Origin of the sequence: Terrimonas rubra, from assembly GCF_042686025.1 — a bacterium.
Taxonomy (GTDB): domain Bacteria; phylum Bacteroidota; class Bacteroidia; order Chitinophagales; family Chitinophagaceae; genus Terrimonas; species Terrimonas rubra.
Genome location: NZ_JBHUOZ010000003.1, coordinates 904,966 through 923,325, shown reverse-complemented (window position 1 = coordinate 923,325; position 18,360 = coordinate 904,966). Strand labels below are relative to the sequence as shown.

Below are 18,360 nucleotides of genomic sequence, written 5' to 3'. Positions count from 1 at the left end.
TGTAGCAAAACTAAAAGAGCTCATTAAATAAACACAGTCCCAGTTTTTGTAATTTTAATGGACACAGTTAAGTTTGTAACATGAAAGATAATTTACTGTACAGCCAGTTAACCGATACCATTGCCCAGCAGATCAGGAGTGGCGTGTTTAAGGCCGGTGAACGCTTACCCTCGGTAAGAATGTTAAGCAAACAACACAATGTCAGTATCAATACTTCTAAAAGAGTGTTTCTTGAACTGGAAGCACAGTCCCTGGTCGAGTCGAAACCACAGTCGGGCTATTTTGTAAGTACCTTCCATGCTTTAAAGCTCCCTTTACCCAATACCAGCAAAACAGCTACCAGCACCAACAATATCGAACCCAATGAACTGATCAGCCGGGTGTATGAAAGCCTGGGAAAAGAAAACCTCACACTGTTTTCCATCGGGGTACCTTCCGGCAATCTTCTACCGCTTGCCAAACTTAAAAAAGAGCTCAACCTGGCTACAAGAACCCTGCATGATGGTGGCGCAGGTTATGAAACTTTAGCTGGTAATACCACATTAAGAAGAATGATCGCTGCCCGGTCCATATACTGGAAAGGAAATTTAAAAGAAACTGACCTGATCACCACCACCGGCGGCATGAACTCACTGGCCCTGTGTTTAATGGCGCTGACCAAACCCGGTGATACCATCTCCCTGGAAAGCCCCTGTTATCCCGGTATTTTACAGTTGGCCGTCAGCATGGGACTTAAGGTGTTAGAAGTAGCCACACACCCCGATACCGGAATTGACATTGAAGCATTGAAAAAAGTGCTCCCGCGGATCAATGTCTGCCTCCTGGTTCCCAACTTCAATACACCATTGGGTAGCTGTATGCCCGATGAACATAAGCGGGAAATTGTAACCCTGCTTGATAAACACAGCATACCACTGATAGAAGATGATGTATATGGCGATCTTTATTTTGGTAACAAACGTCCCGTTTGTTGTAAAACTTTTGATAAAACGGGCAATGTTTTATGGTGCAGCTCCGTATCAAAAACGTTAGCCCCGGGCTATCGCGTGGGCTGGATAGCACCGGGCAGGTATAAAGAACAAATATTAAAACTCAAGTTAGTTCACTCCATCGCCTCCATTTCCATCGTAAATGAAGTGGTGGGCAATTTTTTAAGATCGGGGAAGTATGATAATCATTTACGCCAATTACGTCGTACCCTGCAGGAAAATGCCCGGCATTATACCCTTGCTATTGCCGAATATTTTCCTGAAGGCACTAAAATAAGCCGCCCGCATGGAGGACTGGCTTTATGGGTGGAGTTCAGTAAAAAAATAGACGTGGCAGAATTATACGACCTGGCTTTGAAAAAAAATATCAGCATCTCTCCCGGGCGTATGTTTACCCTGCAAAACAGGTTCCATAACTGTATGCGGCTCTGCATTGGCTTACCCTGGTCGGATGAGCTCAGGCAAAAGTTGAAACAGGTGGGTACCCTGGCAAAAATGCTCAGTAAACAATGACCTTTTCCAAACAACAATTTTTACGGCCAACCCGTTGACAGGAATAATAGTAAATTGTGCATTACATAATCATGCACCAAAAAAGGAACATGCTTGTAGCCTAAAATATACATTGATGAGAAATACAATTTGTCTTGCCCTTATTAAGAACATCTCTTTTGCGGTTATCTTTTTATTTACGGTCAATACACTTATGGCGCAACCCATACAGAAACGTTCTTCCAAATCGCCTAATATTATTTTTATTTATACGGATGACCTCGGCTATGGCGATCTGAGTTGTTACGGCGCCACCAAAATCAGCACCCCCCATATAGATGAACTGGCAGCAAAAGGTATACGCTTTACCAATGCGCATACTACTTCTGCAACCTGTACTCCCTCAAGATATGCTTTAATGACCGGTCAATACCCATGGCGTAAAAACGGTACGGGTGTTTTACCGGGCGATGCAGCATTGATCATCCCAACAGATAAAATATCCCTGCCCAAAATTTTCAAGACTGCAGGTTATCGCACTGCTATCGTAGGCAAATGGCACCTGGGTTTAGGTAACGAGGTAAATAAAGACTGGAATAGCGCCATTAAACCGGGACCGAATGAAGTAGGTTTTGATTACTCTTTTATTTTCCCGGCCACGGCAGACAGGGTGCCCACTGTTTTCCTGGAGAATCATCATGTAGTTGCAGCCGATACAACAGACCCGATCAGGGTTGATTATAAAAATCCTGTTGGCAATGATCCTACCGGTAAAGAACATCCAGAATTATTAAAGATGGCATCTTCCCCGGGGCAGGGACATAACCAGACCATTGTGAATGGTATCGGGCGCATCGGGTATATGCAGGGTGGTCACCAGGCCAGGTGGACAGACGAGGAAATGCCGCTTACTTTTCTTTCCAAAGCAAAAGGATTTATTGAAGATAATCAGCAACAGCCCTTCTTTTTATATTATGCTTTAACTGAACCTCATGTACCGCGCATGCCATCTACCATGTTTAAAGGCAAGAGCGGGTTAGGCTACCGGGGCGATGCGATATTACAGCTGGACTGGACAGTCGGCGAGATCATTAAACAACTGAAATACCTGGACCTCTATAACAATACCATCATCATTTTCAGCAGTGATAATGGTCCGGTACTCGACGACGGTTATGTAGACGGTGCGGTAACCCAATTAAACGGGCATACACCTGCCGGTAGGTTACGCGGCGGTAAATACAGTATTTTAGAAGCAGGAACCCGGGTACCTTTTATTATCAGCTGGCCACAAACTATTAAACCGGCCATTTCACCGGCCCTGGTTAGTCAAATAGACTTTATAGCTTCCTTTGCCAGGTTAACAGGACAAAAGATCCCGGCCGGGCAAGCGACAGATAGTGAAGATCATTTGAATGCATTTCTGGGAAAAACACAACAGGGCCGGTCAGTACTTGTTGAACATGCAGGTACACTAGCTATTGTTTCCGGCGACTGGAAATATATTCACCCGTCAAACGGCATAGCTTATTATAAACTTACCGATACAGAAACGGGCAATTCTCCTGAACCGCAATTATATAACCTGAAACAGGACATTCGTGAAAGAGAGAACCTGGCCACGAAATACCCGGAAAAAGTAAAGGAGTTACAGCAATTACTGGAGGCGATCAGGAATAAACCCTGATATTAATTTATGTATATTACCAACTGCAGGAACACAGATGAAGCTGTTGTTGCGACGCTCCGTTCAACGGCAGTAATGCTGTTCAGCTTTTACTGTTTGCAAAAATTACAAATAAATATTCCAGGTTGAAAGGTATCAGGAAAAATCTGTACACTCATCCACCAGGAACAGGATAGATTCGTAATTTTTATTCACCGCATCAGAGAGCGCCATTTCGCAGGTCTTGCCGCTCGAATAATAGCCATCGTACGTAGTTCTTTCTACCTCCGCTATTTCATCAGCAACAGCTGAACGGGTAAGTTCCGGGAACAGAAAGCCCCTGTCACCCGCCATACCGCAGCATCCGGCATGCAGGGGTACTTTTACTTCGTTGGCAAATGCATTTGCAATACGTACAAACACATCAGAAAGACCCATTTTTTGCAGGGAACAGACAGGATGTAATACAATGGAATCTTTTTTTGCTTTTACCCGGATGGCCGGTACAATAAAAGAATAGATATAGTCCACACTATCCAATATCCTTAACCGGTCAAACTTATCTTTATTATCAGGCGTCAATACCGGGTAGGACTGTTGTAAAGTATGCGTGCAGGAGGTCACATCTAATACCACAGGTAACTCACCCTGGTTCGTCCATTTCCAGAGTTTTTCAATGGTTTCATTTGCTGTAATACTATATGCCTTGCTAAACCCTTTGGAAGAGAATATCTGCCCGCAGCAACTACCTTTAATATCATCCGGCACCATCACTTCAACACCTGCTTTAGCTGATACACTGAAGAAAGTATCAATGATCGATTTTGATTTACCGGTGGTATCACCCATCACCCGGTTAATACAGGTAGGAAAATATACTACAGCAGCCTCCTTGTCTTGAGAAGGTTTATATTTTTTCAATGCAGGTGCGGCCTTCAATTGGTTAGACCATAACGGGAAGGCAGGCACCAGCTTCTTAACGGCTCCCGTAACATTATACATGGCGTTTTTGCCAAACACTTTGTTTACCAGTCCACCGGCCTGTAACCCTATTTTCACACCAACGGTTACCCCTTTAAAGTTATTCGCCACCATCACCGCTATGTTGTTTGCCAGGGCACTGTGGTTTTCTTTACGTAATCTTTTTACCAGCGAACCGGTATTAATATCAACCGGGCAGGCTGTTGCACATAACCCATCTACCGCACAAGTATCAAGACCATCGTATTGATATTGTTTCAGCAGTTCAGTATGTTCTTTCCGGCTCCCCCTCTCTTTCAGTTTGGCCAATTCTCTTCTCACCACAATCCTGCGCCTGGGTGTAAGTGTAATATTCCTGCTGGGGCATTTATGTTCGCAAAATCCGCACTCAATACATTTATCCACCTCCTCTTCTACGGTTGGCAGGTCCTTGAGGTTTTGAATATGAGCTGTTGCATCTTCATTAATAATTACACCGGGATTTAATAAGTTACGCGGATCTATAACCTGTTTCAGCTCTTTCATGATCCCGTACACCACCGGCCCCCATTCGGTTTCCACAAATGGCGCCATATTTCTTCCCGTACCATGTTCGGCCTTTAAAGCACCCTGGTATTGATGTACCACCAGGTCAACTACTTCCCGTAAAAACTGATCGTAGCGTTCTATTTCCAGTTGCGTATCAAAAGCCTGGGTTACTACAAAATGTATATTCCCGTCTTTGGCATGACCAAATATGATCGCATTATCGTAAGCATATTTTTGAAATAATGCCTGCAAGTCTAAAATGGCATTACCGAGGTGTGCCACCGGAACAGCAATATCTTCCAGTATCACTGTAGTGCCACTTTTCCTCACTGCTCCTACAGCCGGGAACATGCCTTTCCTTATCTTCCAGAGAAATGCCTGCTGTACAGGATCTGTGGTGAAGACCGGCTCATTAATAAGGGCAAGATCAGCGCTTATTTTTTGATAGGCCAAAATTTTCTGCTCTACCTCTTCTTTGCTATTACCCTGGAACTCGACCAGTAATGCCGCGGCCGTGTCAGGAAGTGTCTGGATGATCTCCGGGATACCCGGCATATGCTCCACCGATCGCAAAGCATGCCGGTCCATTAACTCCACGGCTTCTGCACCTGCAATGGATAAGGGAACGATTGCCGCACAGGCATAAAAGATATTCGTAAAATAAAATAATGCTGTAGACTTTACAGGATAATCCGGCACTGTTTCCATTACCGCTTCGGCAATAAAACCCAGGGTACCTTCAGCGCCAATTAGCAAATGCGCCAGTATATCCATCGGTTCCCCGTAATCAATAAAAGCATTGACCGAATAACCGACTGTATTCTTTGTTTTGTATTTATTCCGTATTAATTCAAAAGCAACAGGGTCTTTATGGATACGCTCTTTTAATTCCCTGATCTTAGCATAAATGGCCGGGCATTCTGCAGCAAAACGTGTATAATCTTCTGCCGATTCAGTTGAATACCGTTTACCATCGGGTAATATAAAACGTATATGTTTTACAGTATGGTAGGAGTTTTTAGTAACCCCGCAACACATGCCGCTGGCATTGTTCGATAGTATACCACCGATCATGGCCGAGTTGATACTGGCAGGATCAGGGCCTATTTTTTTGTGATACTTTTTAAGATGCGCATTTACGATTGCCCCTATCACACCGGGCTGAACCCGCACATTATCACCGGCCGCTTCTACTTTTATCGCATTCCAGTACTGGCTGATATCCACCAGTATACCATCTGTAATAGCCTGGCCGGAAAGACTGGTGCCGGCTGCACGAAAAGTAAGGGGGATATTATACTGGTGCGAAAAACGGAATAAGGCAACGATCTCGGCTTCCGAATTGGGCAACACAACTGCTTTGGGTAACAGGTAATAAAATCCCGCATCGGAGGCATAAGATACTATATCTATTAACCTTGATCTTATTCTTTCTTTTGGTAAAACCGATTCAAGCATTTTACCGGCTTCCGTGTGAGACAAGTTTTTTTCTGTGATCATTGCGTTTTATACTTCAACAAGTTCCGTTTTAAATCCGTATTGCTGCACTAAGTGCAGGCATTCTTCCCGTGGAAGAATACTGTCGGATGAAGTAGCGCCAAATAAACTGGAGCCTGCCGCACATACGCCCAGTTCCAGTGATCGTTTCATACTCCATCCATCATGAATACCTGTTAATACGCCTGCCGCAAATGCATCACCGGCGCCAACGGCACCAACAATTTTTTGAGATGCGAGGTTAAGACTCGGTTGAAAAAGTGTTTCCCCTGTTTTGCTTACAGCTATTACTCCTTTGGGAAAATGTAAGACCACCCAATGGTTTACTCCCATTTCCAGGATTTGTGCTGCTGCTGCAGAACACCCTTCCATTGATACTTCGCCTGTTTGCTTACAGGTTTCTACCCCGGTCAGCATTTTTGCTTCAAATTCGTTAATAAACAGGTAATCGACGAAAGGTAAGGAAAAAGGTATAATTTCTTTAAATCTCGCTGTATTTTCACTTACAATATCTGCCGAAGTAATAAACCCGGCTGCTTTTGCTTTTTTAAATACATGAGCTGCGCCGGTAAGGCCATCATTCCCGATGGTATCCAATTTATCCAGTAACAGGAGGTATCCCAGGTGAAAAATCTTTGCCTGCGAAATGGAGAAGTCAAAACAGGTTTCGTCCAATAACGCATTAGCGCCGCGGTTATGAAAGAAAGTACGCCTGCCTGTACTTTGTACGGACATGACATCGGTATACGAAGTATCCGCAGCAGCCGTTCTTTTAAGCTGGCGGATATCCACTCCCATTTGTTTACACTCTTTTAATATAGTATCCCCTCTTTCATCTTCTCCTACCAGGCCAATGCCTTCCAATGGAAAATCAACCTGCATTTTGCAGAGATCTTTCAGGATATTATAGGCGGAGCCGCCATTGCTGCTGAATTCAGCCAATATATTCACCAGCTTTTCTTCCTGCGGGTAAGTATCAATTAATTTCACCTGGTCGATGATCCAGTTTCCTCCTACAAGTATCCCGTTTCGCATGGAATTAGTTTTTATCACTCAATAGTTTTACAATAGCAGGCTCATCTTCCACAATTGCTGCGTAACGGCCTATTTTGGGATTGTCGAAAAAATTATCATTCAGGTCGTCATTGGCAGTGGATACTTCTCCTATTATACACTCCTCCGATTCAGGATAAAATTTATGCCATATACCGGGCGGAATGGTAACTCTTTCGCCCGCCTGCAGTATAATTTTTTCACTGGGTTGCACTTCCTCATAACGGCCATTCTTTTTAAGCATAAAAGCATGTTCCGTATTCATTTTACCATCCACGATATTCCAGAAATGCAAAGCCAGTATACCTTGCCTGCAAATAATATCTTCCTTCTTCTTTTTATGATAATGCAGCGGCGTTTCCTGGTTTTTAAGGGCAAACATCAGTTTTTCGCAATACTCTTCCTCCTCGCAAAGGTTGATGAGCAACAACCCTGAGCTCGTAAAATCGCCCAGGCCGAAATCCGTTACATCCCACTTTGGCTGAGGAGGCAGCACCCAGCCGTTTTTTTCAAAACACAGGGAAGCCACCTGTACAGCATTATTTATTTCAGATCTTTTCATATTACTTCTTCAGCATATTCTTTAATATCAACAATGGAACGTGTAGCATGTGATTCCAGCGCTGCGGCAAACACTTCATGACTTTGTACCGCTTCTTCTGGTGTTACACAACCAAAACGTCCATTCAGGAAGCCTTCCCGTTCCGCCACATAAGCGGCAAACATCTGCATAAAACAGTCCGGGAAACCTGCTTCAAAAATACCACCGGTAATTGTCGGGAACGGCACACCAAAACCAAGGTCCGTTCTTTGCCATACCTGCTCTTTACCTGGAATATAGGTCCACAGCGCTTTGGTATCTTTGGTGCTGTATTTAACCCCGCCCGTTGTTCCCAGCACTTCAATAAACCAGGTATTGGTTTCACCGGGTGCAAGGCGTTTCATATCCAGCGTCATGGGTATTGCTTCATCGTCCAGGGTAAGCGTGGTATTTAACCTGGCATTGTTCCAGGTATCACATACCGCAAAGCCACCTTTACCATCCGGCCTTTCCGTTACAATTTTCTGCAACTGTGCATACACACGTTCAGGTTTCCAGCCAAGCCTTAAAGGTACATGCATTACATGCATACCCAGGTCGCCCATCACCCCTATTTCACCACAGAATTTCGATTGCCGTTTCCAGTTAATCGGTTTCTGAAAATCCATATCACTTGAATGCAGGAAACCCGCATTTATTTCAATGATCTTTCCGAGTTTGCCGGAGTTGATCTCCGTAATTACCCGTTGCGGGCCGGGCAGGAAAGGCATTTCCGAACTGCACCGCACAAACCTGCCCAGTCTTTCACCCTCCTGCTGGATGGCAATGGCCGATTCAAGATCAATACCAAAAGGCTTTTCACCCAAAAGGTCTTTACCGGCCCTTAATATTTCGAGGTAATACTCCTTATGTAGATTATGCGGCACTGCAATATAAACTACATCAATGTCTTTATTAGCCAGCAACTCTTTGTAATTGGTAGTAAGCATATCCACACCCGGGATCTGCCGGTACCAGTCAAGCGCCGGTTCATGCAGGTCACAAACCGCTTTCAATACTACTTTCACGGGAAAGTCGTTTAACACAAACCATCTCCCGAAAGCACTGGCGGCTTCTTTACCCATTAATCCACCGCCGATGATGCCGATATTAATTGTCTTCATGATACTGTAGCTTTTTCGCTTAATAATGCTATTACTTCTTCAGGCCTTGCATCTTCATGCACAATTGCCATCAATGCCCTGGTCATACCCGCCGGGTTTGCATGCTGGATCACATTACGCCCGTACACAATTCCTTTAGCGCCCTGCTCCATCAAACCATAGGTACGGTTGAGTATTTCTTCATCCGTAGCACGTCCGCCACCACGCACCAATACGGGTATATTACCAGCCGTTTCTATTACCTGGTGATACTCATTGATATCATCAGTAGGATCGGCTTTGATAATATCGGCGCCCAGTTCAACCGCCTGTCTTACCAGGGGAACAATCTTGGTTACATCGCCATCCACATTATAGCCACCGGCTTCGTTATTGGGACGAAACACCAGGGGCTCGATCATCAATGGCATTGCATACCTTTCACAAACGGGTTTTATCTTCAATATATTCTGTATACACTGGTCCCATACTTCCGGCTCACCGGGAATACGGAAAAGGTTTACCACTACACAGGCAGCATCCACACGTATAGCCTGCTCCACAGGATCTTCTATCATCCGGCTGAATAGAGTACGTGGTAATTGTGTGCCATATACATTGGCCACATCCGTACGCAGTACCAGGGATGGTTTCTGACGTCCTAATATCGATTGCAGGTAATGTGCCTGTCCTACTGTTAACTGAATAGCATCAGGAGCCGCTTCCACCAATACTTTCACCGCTTTTTCAACATTCTCAATTCCTTTAAGGAAACCAAACTCATTGAAAAAACCATGATCAATGGCCACATCAAAACACTTACCTGATTGCTGATTAAATAGTCTGTTTAGTTTGTATGTTTTCATAACTCAAATATATACATTTTAATCAACTTGTATATACAAGTTGAAAATTATTTTATTTATTTTTAATGACCGCCTGTTACAATAGTTACTTCACCTGTTGTCTTTACCTTACGCATACAGTATAAACCAAAGAAGGCCACATAACCATAACACAGCACCGGCAAAACAAATGAATACTGGATACCAATGATATCGGCTAAACCGCCCTGTAATAAAGGAATAAGTGCCCCGCCTAAAATGGCCATGATCAGCAGTGAAGAACCCTGGTTGGTATGTTTACCCAAGCCGGTAATAGCCAAGGTGAAGATATTGGACCACATAATGGAATTGAAAAGACCCACACTCAGTATCACCCACATCGCCACCGGCCCGCTGCTGAATATTCCCGTGATGACGAGTAAAATATTCATGCAGGCAAACAGCAATAAGGTCCGTGCAGGATTTGATCTGCCGGTTAAAAAGCCTGCCAGGTTAAGCAGTATAAACAACAGGAAATATTTTACCTGGTCGAAGGAAAGATTAACGATACTTAATATCAGCAGGAATACAGCTGCAGCAGTAAACACCATCCAGGCCATCTTTTTTGTACCGGATAATTTATGGTTGAGTGAAATAGCTCCCAGGAACCTTCCTATCATAGCGCCACCCCAGTAAATAGCGAGGTAGTTTTTACTCACTGCTTCCGTTAAACCCATAATATGTTCCTGCTCCAGGAAATTGATGATAAAACTGCCAATAGCTACTTCGGCTCCCACATAACAGAATATACCCAGTATACCCAGTTTCAGGTGCGGAAAAGCCAGAGCGCCCAATCCCTTCCGCTCTATGGCTTCGGCTCTAAATACCGGCAGTTTCACTTTGTAGATCAATATGCCGACCAGCAGGAAAATAACTGCAAAAATGATATAAGGTATACGGCTGGCCTGGGCAGACAGGTGTTCTTCGGTTGCAAATTTTTCAAAGATGAGGAAGCCTCCTACGATCGGCGCAATGGTCGTACCAAATGAATTGAATGCCTGCGCCAGGTTTAACCGGCTGGAAGCACCTTCAGCAGGGCCCAATAACGACACGTATACATTAGCCGTGATCTGCAACAGGGTAAAACCTAAACCCAGGATAAATAAAGCTGCCAGGAAGATCCAGTACTGCGATAAAGTAGCCGCAGGATAAAAAAGACAACAGCCAAGGGATGAAATAACCAGCCCGATAATAATACCATTCTTATACCCGATTTTATTAACCGGGTCACCTTTGTAATAAGATATTAAAAAGTAAATAAGCGAGCCGGTAAAATAAGCACCAAAGAAACAGAACTGGACCAGCATGGATTCCAGGTAACTCAATTGAAATAACCCTTTCAAATGTGGTATCAGTATATCATTCATGCAGGTAATAAAACCCCACATAAAAAACAGGGAGATCAATGTATACAAAGGCACTATAAAGCCGCTGTTATTGGGTTTGTTAACGGTACCGGGCAATGCGCTCATGCTGTTTAAATTTATTCGTGATGGTTCTTTTATTATGGCCTGTAATCCAATGCCGATGGCGGAGCATCATCGGGGCCTGCACCCCATAGCCTGTTAGGCGTAGGGCCCATTGTCAGTTTTAATTCACCGCCGTTCATCAATTCCTTATGCGTAAACCATGTTTTGGTTAAGGGCTTACCGTTTAGTACAGCAGATTGAATGTATTTATGCGTTGGGGAATTATTAATGGCCGTTATTTTAAATTGTTTACCGTTCGGTAAAGCCATGGAAATATGATTGAATACCGGGCTGCCGATCGTATATAGCGGTATACCGGGTGTTACGGGGAAGAAACCCATCATAGAGAATACCACAAAGGCGCTCATTCCGCCGCCATCTTCATCACCGGGCATACCAAAAAGATTATCCGTAAACCAGGTGTCCAGTAACATACGTATGCGCTTCTGTGTTTTCCAGGGCGCACCCACATAGTTATACAAATATGGTATATGCAGGCTGGGCTCATTGCCCATTACAAACTGTCCTACCAGGCCGGTAGCATCGGGCTGTATGCGCCAGAATTTATAACGCGGCAGCCCCAGGTCCTCACGATACAACTGGTCCAGTTTCGCTTCTGTAGCCTGCTTACCACCCATTAAATCAAACAATCCTTTAAAATCATGCTTGGCAGACCAGTTAAAATTATACGCATTGATCTCTGTGAAATATTCACGACCTGACAAACTGGGATCATAGGGTTCTATCCAATTGCCCTCTTTATCTTTTGGCCATACTATACCCTTCTCTTTACGGAATACGTTTTCATAATATTTTGCTCTTTTCAGGAACAGGTCACGGTCTTCGGGCCTTCCCGCTGCGGCGGCCAGTATGGCAATACACCAGTCGCTGTAACTGTTATCAATGGTCACTGAAACAGCCTGGCGTTTTTCCCAGCCGGTATCCACTCTTGGCTCTGTTTCTTTTTCACCCGGCCTTAACCCCGGCATATAACCATGTTTGTTGTAAAACGAATCAAGTGAAGTAGCAGGGCCATTGTTCCAGGGCAGCAGTGTTGATTCAAGTGATCCCTTTCTCATGCCGGCGTAGGCTTTCTTTATATCAAAATCACGGATGCCTTTATACCAGGCATCAGCCATCCAGATAGCGGCATTATTACCGGTCATCGCCGGCCAGTCACCAAATACCGTAGAGAAAGAAGGCATCCAGCCGGTTTGCTCATACATCGTAATATATGACCTGATCTTTTCTGCTTCCTTCGCAGGGTCAAGGATCATATGCAATGGTTCCAGTGCGATATAGGTATCCCATAACCAGTTGTCCACGTAAAAAGGTGCATCCGATGTATGTACAGCATGATCATAGGCACTGTAATACTTTCCGTATTCATTGATATTGACCATCCGTTCGTAACTACGGTAAAGCGATGTGTAGAACACACGCTGCTGTGCAGGGCTGCCACCCTTCACCTGTATCTTCGACAAGGCTTTTTCCCATACTTTAACAGCAGCATTTTTTAAAACCGCAAAATCCCAGTTTTTAATTTCCTGCTGCAGGTTATGTTTTGCCTGTTCAATGCTTATATAGGACACACCATAACGCATGCCTACTTTCTTTGTTCCTGTTCCTATTTTTGCGAGTATCAATTTATTATTCCCTTGCTCACCTTTCTCCACCGATAGTATGTCAACATCAGTTTCCGCATAGAAATAGGCTTTCATGCCAAAGAAATTTTCGGTGCCGGTAATCATTCTTTTGCCGGTGACTTCTATTGACCCGTTTCCATTCAAAGTGCCAAAACGCAGGTATTGATCTTCTTTATTTTTAAAGTTGATGCGGAAATAACCGCTTCTTTCGGCTACTGTAAATTCAACATCATGCGCTGCATCTTCCGAGGAAACTTTGTAATAGTAAGGTGTTGTCTGTTCATTTTCTATGGTCAGCTTCTGTTTCCAGCTACCCGCCGTTACGGGACCACTCACCGGCAGGAAACCAAATACCCAGTTAAGCCGGTGTGAAGGCACATTTAATGGGAAATAAGCGATCTGGTCGTCAATCTGGTCACGCTTCATGGGGTACATACGCAGCATAGCGTTTGGTAAATGCACCGTAGGCCTGATCGGCTCCAGCAATACACCTACGCCACCAATGGTAGGGTCTACCAGCGATAACGGGGAAGACTGCTGGGCTATTATTTGCGAAGAGACCAATAAGAGTGCAAACAACATTTTTTTCATGCTCATCATTTTAGTATAGATCTGTTATTACCAATTATCAAAACACCTGATCATTTTTTATTTACCGGCCTCTTTAAACAGGAAGGTATATACTGAAGTGTATTCAGGCTTTCCTTTCACCGTCACTTTTATTTTAAAAAACTGGTCCTTTATTGCCGGCAGTATGATTCTTGCTGTGGGGCCCTCTATATTTTCAAATGCCTTTGTTGCGGCAAATGCCCAGTTCAGCAAGGTTTGTTCTTTACCATCAAACAGGATAGTTACGGTTGCCTCACCGGCTTCCAATGATTGATGCGTATCATTCAGCATAAATACCTCACCCGTAAAAGCTTCCCCTTTTGTCCATGAAAATTTGGGAGCACGTACACTTGCCAGTATGGGACGGCAAGCTTTCGCTACCGCATAATAAGCGGGTTTTATTACATTGGGCCAGTTTAATAAACTGTTATTGGCGGCACTGGGCCAGGGTTCCTGGAAACACCAGTTAAGGGCCATGCTGCAATAAGGCTTTTGCCGGCGGGCTTCTTCATAAATAAATTGTAACCCTTCTGATTGCGTGAGCTGGCTGTATTTCACCAGATCTTCCAGCGATTCAATTTTTCCAAAATAATGTTCGAGTACCGGCATATCCAGCCAGCGTTTATCACCCCAGGCGCCAAGCCCGTGATGTGATTCCCAGGTCGTATTCAATGCCGGAGGAAACAACTCTGCTGCAGGAATAAAGGATTTCAGCACTTCCACATTTGCCGCACCGGGTACACCGAATTCCGTATAAGCTGTTTTATTGGCCCTGGCCATCCATTGGTACAACTCTTCCTTTTTTTCAAGATCAGCAAATACATAATATCCATGCCCCATGCCAAACTGTGGTGACGTATAAATAAAGGGTGTTTTAGGATCTAACTGGTAACAGATACTGTTCAGCATACGCAGGGCCAGTGACTGGTCCGTCATACGGCTCCAGCTATTGAACAACTCATTACCTCCGCTCCATAATACAAGAGAAGCATGTTGTTTTATACGGCTGACAATAGAGCGGGCCTCCTGTTCCAGCACCCTGAGATAAGCTGCATCATCAGTATAATTATTACAGGCCAGCGGGAACTCCTGCCATACCAGCATACCATACTGATCACAATAATCATAAAAAGATTCTTTATTGGTAATACCACCACCCCATACACGTAATATATTCATGTTGGCTTCCTTCGCCAGCTTAACCTGCGTTTCGTACAGGGACGGAGTAATAGTGCCCACAAATATTTCAGGATGCACCCAGTTGGTTCCTTTGGCAAAAATGCGTTTGCCATTAATTTCAAAACTGGATGGGGATACATTCCTGGTTACCGGGAAAATATTAGGCTCATCCCAGGCGCCTTCATTCATCAACAGTTTCACCTTGCGGAAACCGATCCTGCTCACCTTGCGATCAAGTAATTTTTTACCGGCATCATATAATTCCAGTTCGCTGGTGTATAATACCGGCTCACCATATCCGTTAGGCCACCAAAGTTTTATATTGTCCAGCTTCCCTATAATTACCTCTTTCCCGCTTTGCAGCTGGCCCGTTTGTGCTGATACGGTTTTACCGGTATTATCTTTCAGCAGCCACTTAAAATTTTTTCCGGCTAACGATGTTCCTTCCACATTCAGCCTAACCTGTGCCGCAGTAAGCGCTTCATTTAATTCATAAGTAATATCGGTAGTGGTTATATGGGCTTCATTACGAATGGACAGGTAGGTTTCATCCCAGATACCCCTGGTTACCAAACGCGGATGCCAGTCCCAGCCATAACTTACGGCAGGCTTGGCACTCTCCCTTGCATTTTGCCGGTATGTTTCGGTTCCCTTTACAAAAGTGGCAGCTTCTTTAATTTTAGGTACAGGCCGTATCACAATTTTAAGTTCATTTGTTTCCTTTAAGGCACTGGTCAAATCAATATCAACGTACGTAAACATGCCTTCCTGTTCCAGTAATTCAACACCATTCAGGAGTACTTTAAAGTGATAGTCAATTCCTTTGGAATGGAAATACAATTTTTGCCCGGCACCCAGTACAGGTTTTTTAAATTTTGTCCTGTAAGTAAAATACCAGTCTTCCATCCAGTCAAACTGTTCTACATTATTACCATACCAGTAGGGTTGTTTATAATTTTCACCCTTCATCACGTCCAGTTGCACGGCTCCCGGTACTGTGGATGGCAACCATTTAGCCGGCGTTTCCCCGGCATTTTTATGATAACCGATCTCCCATGTAAGTGTTTCTTTTTTTTCCTGTGCAACTATGTACATAAAACTGAAGTAGGATAATATGAAAAACAGTAATCTTTTTTTCTGCATGATGTGAGTTGTTAACGGGTTTCTTTGTTCCAGATATCTTTAATCGTCTCTTCCAGGTTAAGTCCATCCGGAACGGCTGCACTGGCTGTATTGGCACGGGTTTTAACAATAGGATACCCCTTACCCCTGTCCATGAGTCTTGAAACCGGCATGGCCAAAAAACCGTTTTTATCTGTTTCCTTAATAAAATTATATGCGTAACGCAACCAATCATTCCTGTAAGCCTCTGTTTGTAAACAGAACCAGGTGATCTCATCATAACCCCATACAAAATGTGCTGTTGTATCGGCCACGCCGGGTTTAGCACTGCAACCAAAGTTATCTACTTCCAGCAGGTAAGGTAAGGCATCGTTCTTCCACCCCGATGGTGTAATACCACCCAGGCTCCGGCCATAAAATGCATCCAGATAACCTTTTTCCAAAATCCCTTCCATTGGTTTATCCACCACTTCTTTTATCCGCAAAGGGTAAGCATTAAAATCCAGCAGGCTTTTACCATCAACCACCATACCACCCGAAGGTGTATGTGCATCCAGCAGCACCCATTGCCGGCGTGCGTGTTTGGCAGCATAACGGCGCACCTGTTCCATGTATGATCTCCAGTGTTTAAACCCTTCATCTTCCATACCTACTAATGCAATCTGTCCATAATGCAATGCTTCACAACCAATATTGATATAAGAGCCGGCGAGGAACATCATCCATAGTTTTGTTTCTACCCGCGTTATATCCGGTACACTGGAACCAGGACCCCAATGATCCACATACGTTTTTTTTAGATTCAGCATGGAATCATACCTGAAATGACGCTGTTCCGGCTGCAGGCCCAATGCTTCAAATGTCCATGCCGGTATGGCCACAAGATTTACCTCCGGGGTAACGGCCTCAAAGATCCCACCCTGGAAAATGATATCCTTATCCTCGCCGTGTACCCGCTCCGCCAACTTTTTTGCACTTTCCAAATACGCCGGATCATTCAGGGCTTTTTCTTTTCCCCAGCGATAGATGGCACGACCTACAAATTTTACACCCAGGTTTTTTATCAGCCTGATATCATCCTCTTTCCCTGGATAGGTTGCATCTATAACATAGGGATCAACTGTGAGGAATTCTGCCATGGTAGCTGCACGGTCAAGGTAATTTTCCAGCGCTTCCCTGGTAATGCCTTTGCCATCCATATGATAGGATAATTGCTTTTTGCTTTGACCGCAGGCAAATAACTGTACCAACAGCAAGGGCAGCAGGTATAGTTTAATTATTTTGTTCATTGCTCCACAGTTTTTTAATGGTCTCTTCCTGGTTCTGTCCCTGGGTACTGGTAGCACTTTGGGTATTGGCCCTGTAACGGGTAATCTGTCCGCCGCCCAGGCTCACCACACGGCTACCGGGCATGGAGAGATAACCTATATTATCAATATGCCGGATCCAGTTATGCGCATAAGAAAGAAATTCATTCTTTTCCGTTTCGGGTTGAAGATAGAACCAGGTAATTTCATCATAACCCCATACCCAATGATCGGCAATGCTGGATACGTTGGGATGATCGCTGATACCATAATTATCAAACTCCACTAAATAAGGAACCTGTTCGCAAGTCCACCCACTTGGTGTTATTCCGCCATTGGTTATGCCGTAAATAGCATCGAGGAAGAATTTTTTCAGTTCGCCTTTCTGCGGTTCGCCGCCAATTTCTTTTATACGCATAGGAAAGCTTACAAAATCAAATACCAGTTTACCATCTGCAACAATGCCGCCACCGGCCATATGCCCGTCACAGATCACCGTACCACGCCGTGCAACGGTCTTGGCCGCATTACGGATCCTGGTCAGCAGGTTGTTCCACCCGGCATAATTATTATTCCTGTCTTCCATGGCCATTAACTCTACCTGCCCGAAGTGAAGCGCCTCAATACCCGCCTGCATAAACTGCCTGGCCAGGAAAAAGAAGAACATCTGTGTTTCTGTTCTGGATATATCAGGCACACTGCCCGTACCCCACTGGCCAACGCCGTTACCCTGTAAGTTGATCATGTTGTTGTACACAAAATTCCTGGTAACAACCGGCAGGCCATATTCCTGAAACACCCAGGCCGGCACCGGTATATTATTGACACTGGGAGTTACTATTTCAAAAATGCCGCCCTGGAAAATAATATCATTATCAAACTGGTGCATCTCCTCTATGAGGGCTTTCGCATTGTTCAGGAATGCGGGGTTATTGAAACGGTCTTCAACACCCCAGGAATACAGGGCCCGGCTGATAAATTTTGCACCGATATTTTTCAGCATCCGTTTATCATCTTCCTTATCCAGGTAAGGGCCATCACTGTAAAACCCATCCGAGTTAACAAATTCAGTTAAGGAGATGGCCCGGGAGAGATAACTCTCCAGCACGTTACGCGGCATTACCCCGTTTGAAAAAGTATAATTTCTTTCAAGCGGTTGTCTTTTAACACCTGCCGGCGTATCGTCTTTTTTACAGGCTGTCATCCCGGCTAATAAAGTGATCAATATGAATAGTCCTTTTTTCATGGCAATTTT

At 44.3% G+C, this 18,360-nt stretch carries 12 protein-coding genes; 2 read left to right on the top strand and 10 right to left on the bottom strand.

Annotated features, from left to right (window positions below; translation table 11 throughout):
* Window positions 1–80 precede the first annotated feature (80 nt).
* Window positions 81–1,502 carry an aminotransferase-like domain-containing protein gene (locus tag ACFS6H_RS13245; RefSeq protein ID WP_386099507.1) on the top strand — a complete coding sequence of 474 codons (1,422 nt, stop codon included), beginning with the start codon at window positions 81–83 and terminating at the stop codon, window positions 1,500–1,502.
* 115 nt (window positions 1,503–1,617) lie between these two features.
* The gene (locus ACFS6H_RS13240) at window positions 1,618–3,168 is read left to right on the top strand and encodes a sulfatase family protein (protein WP_386099504.1); all 1,551 of its coding nucleotides are present in this window, start codon (window positions 1,618–1,620) and stop codon (window positions 3,166–3,168) included.
* A gap of 135 nt (window positions 3,169–3,303) precedes the next feature.
* On the opposite strand, the gene ACFS6H_RS13235 is transcribed toward ACFS6H_RS13240, so the two are convergent.
* The 10 genes from ACFS6H_RS13235 to ACFS6H_RS13190 form a co-directional block, all read right to left on the bottom strand.
* Window positions 3,304–6,156, bottom strand: a complete 2,853-nt coding sequence (locus ACFS6H_RS13235) for an FAD-binding and (Fe-S)-binding domain-containing protein (RefSeq protein WP_386099501.1) — start codon at window positions 6,154–6,156, stop codon at window positions 3,304–3,306.
* A 6-nt stretch (window positions 6,157–6,162) separates the two neighbouring features.
* On the bottom strand, window positions 6,163–7,188 hold the full coding sequence (locus ACFS6H_RS13230; RefSeq protein ID WP_386099498.1) for a carbohydrate kinase family protein: 1,026 nt from the start codon (window positions 7,186–7,188) through the stop codon (window positions 6,163–6,165).
* Between the two features lie 4 nt (window positions 7,189–7,192).
* On the bottom strand, window positions 7,193–7,768 hold the full coding sequence (locus tag ACFS6H_RS13225) for a D-lyxose/D-mannose family sugar isomerase (protein ID WP_386099495.1): 576 nt from the start codon (window positions 7,766–7,768) through the stop codon (window positions 7,193–7,195).
* Complete coding sequence (locus ACFS6H_RS13220; RefSeq protein WP_386099492.1) at window positions 7,765–8,910, bottom strand: Gfo/Idh/MocA family protein; 1,146 nt, start codon at window positions 8,908–8,910, stop codon at window positions 7,765–7,767. Before ACFS6H_RS13220 ends, ACFS6H_RS13225 begins: the two co-directional genes overlap by 4 nt.
* The gene (locus tag ACFS6H_RS13215) at window positions 8,907–9,755 is read right to left on the bottom strand and encodes a class I fructose-bisphosphate aldolase (RefSeq protein WP_386099489.1); all 849 of its coding nucleotides are present in this window, start codon (window positions 9,753–9,755) and stop codon (window positions 8,907–8,909) included. The genes ACFS6H_RS13220 and ACFS6H_RS13215 overlap by 4 nt, the downstream gene beginning before the upstream one ends.
* Before the next feature lie 62 nt (window positions 9,756–9,817).
* Window positions 9,818–11,245 carry a sugar MFS transporter gene (locus ACFS6H_RS13210; protein WP_386099486.1) on the bottom strand — a complete coding sequence of 476 codons (1,428 nt, stop codon included), beginning with the start codon at window positions 11,243–11,245 and terminating at the stop codon, window positions 9,818–9,820.
* 32 nt (window positions 11,246–11,277) lie between these two features.
* Window positions 11,278–13,479, bottom strand: coding sequence for a GH92 family glycosyl hydrolase (locus tag ACFS6H_RS13205; protein ID WP_386099483.1), 2,202 nt, complete (start codon window positions 13,477–13,479; stop codon window positions 11,278–11,280).
* Between the two features lie 57 nt (window positions 13,480–13,536).
* Complete coding sequence (locus tag ACFS6H_RS13200; RefSeq protein WP_386099480.1) at window positions 13,537–15,819, bottom strand: glycoside hydrolase family 2 protein; 2,283 nt, start codon at window positions 15,817–15,819, stop codon at window positions 13,537–13,539.
* Between the two features lie 11 nt (window positions 15,820–15,830).
* The gene (locus ACFS6H_RS13195) at window positions 15,831–17,087 is read right to left on the bottom strand and encodes a hypothetical protein (protein ID WP_386099478.1); all 1,257 of its coding nucleotides are present in this window, start codon (window positions 17,085–17,087) and stop codon (window positions 15,831–15,833) included.
* The gene (locus tag ACFS6H_RS13190) at window positions 17,071–18,351 is read right to left on the bottom strand and encodes a hypothetical protein (RefSeq protein ID WP_386099476.1); all 1,281 of its coding nucleotides are present in this window, start codon (window positions 18,349–18,351) and stop codon (window positions 17,071–17,073) included. The genes ACFS6H_RS13195 and ACFS6H_RS13190 overlap by 17 nt, the downstream gene beginning before the upstream one ends.
* Window positions 18,352–18,360: the final 9 nt, after the last annotated feature.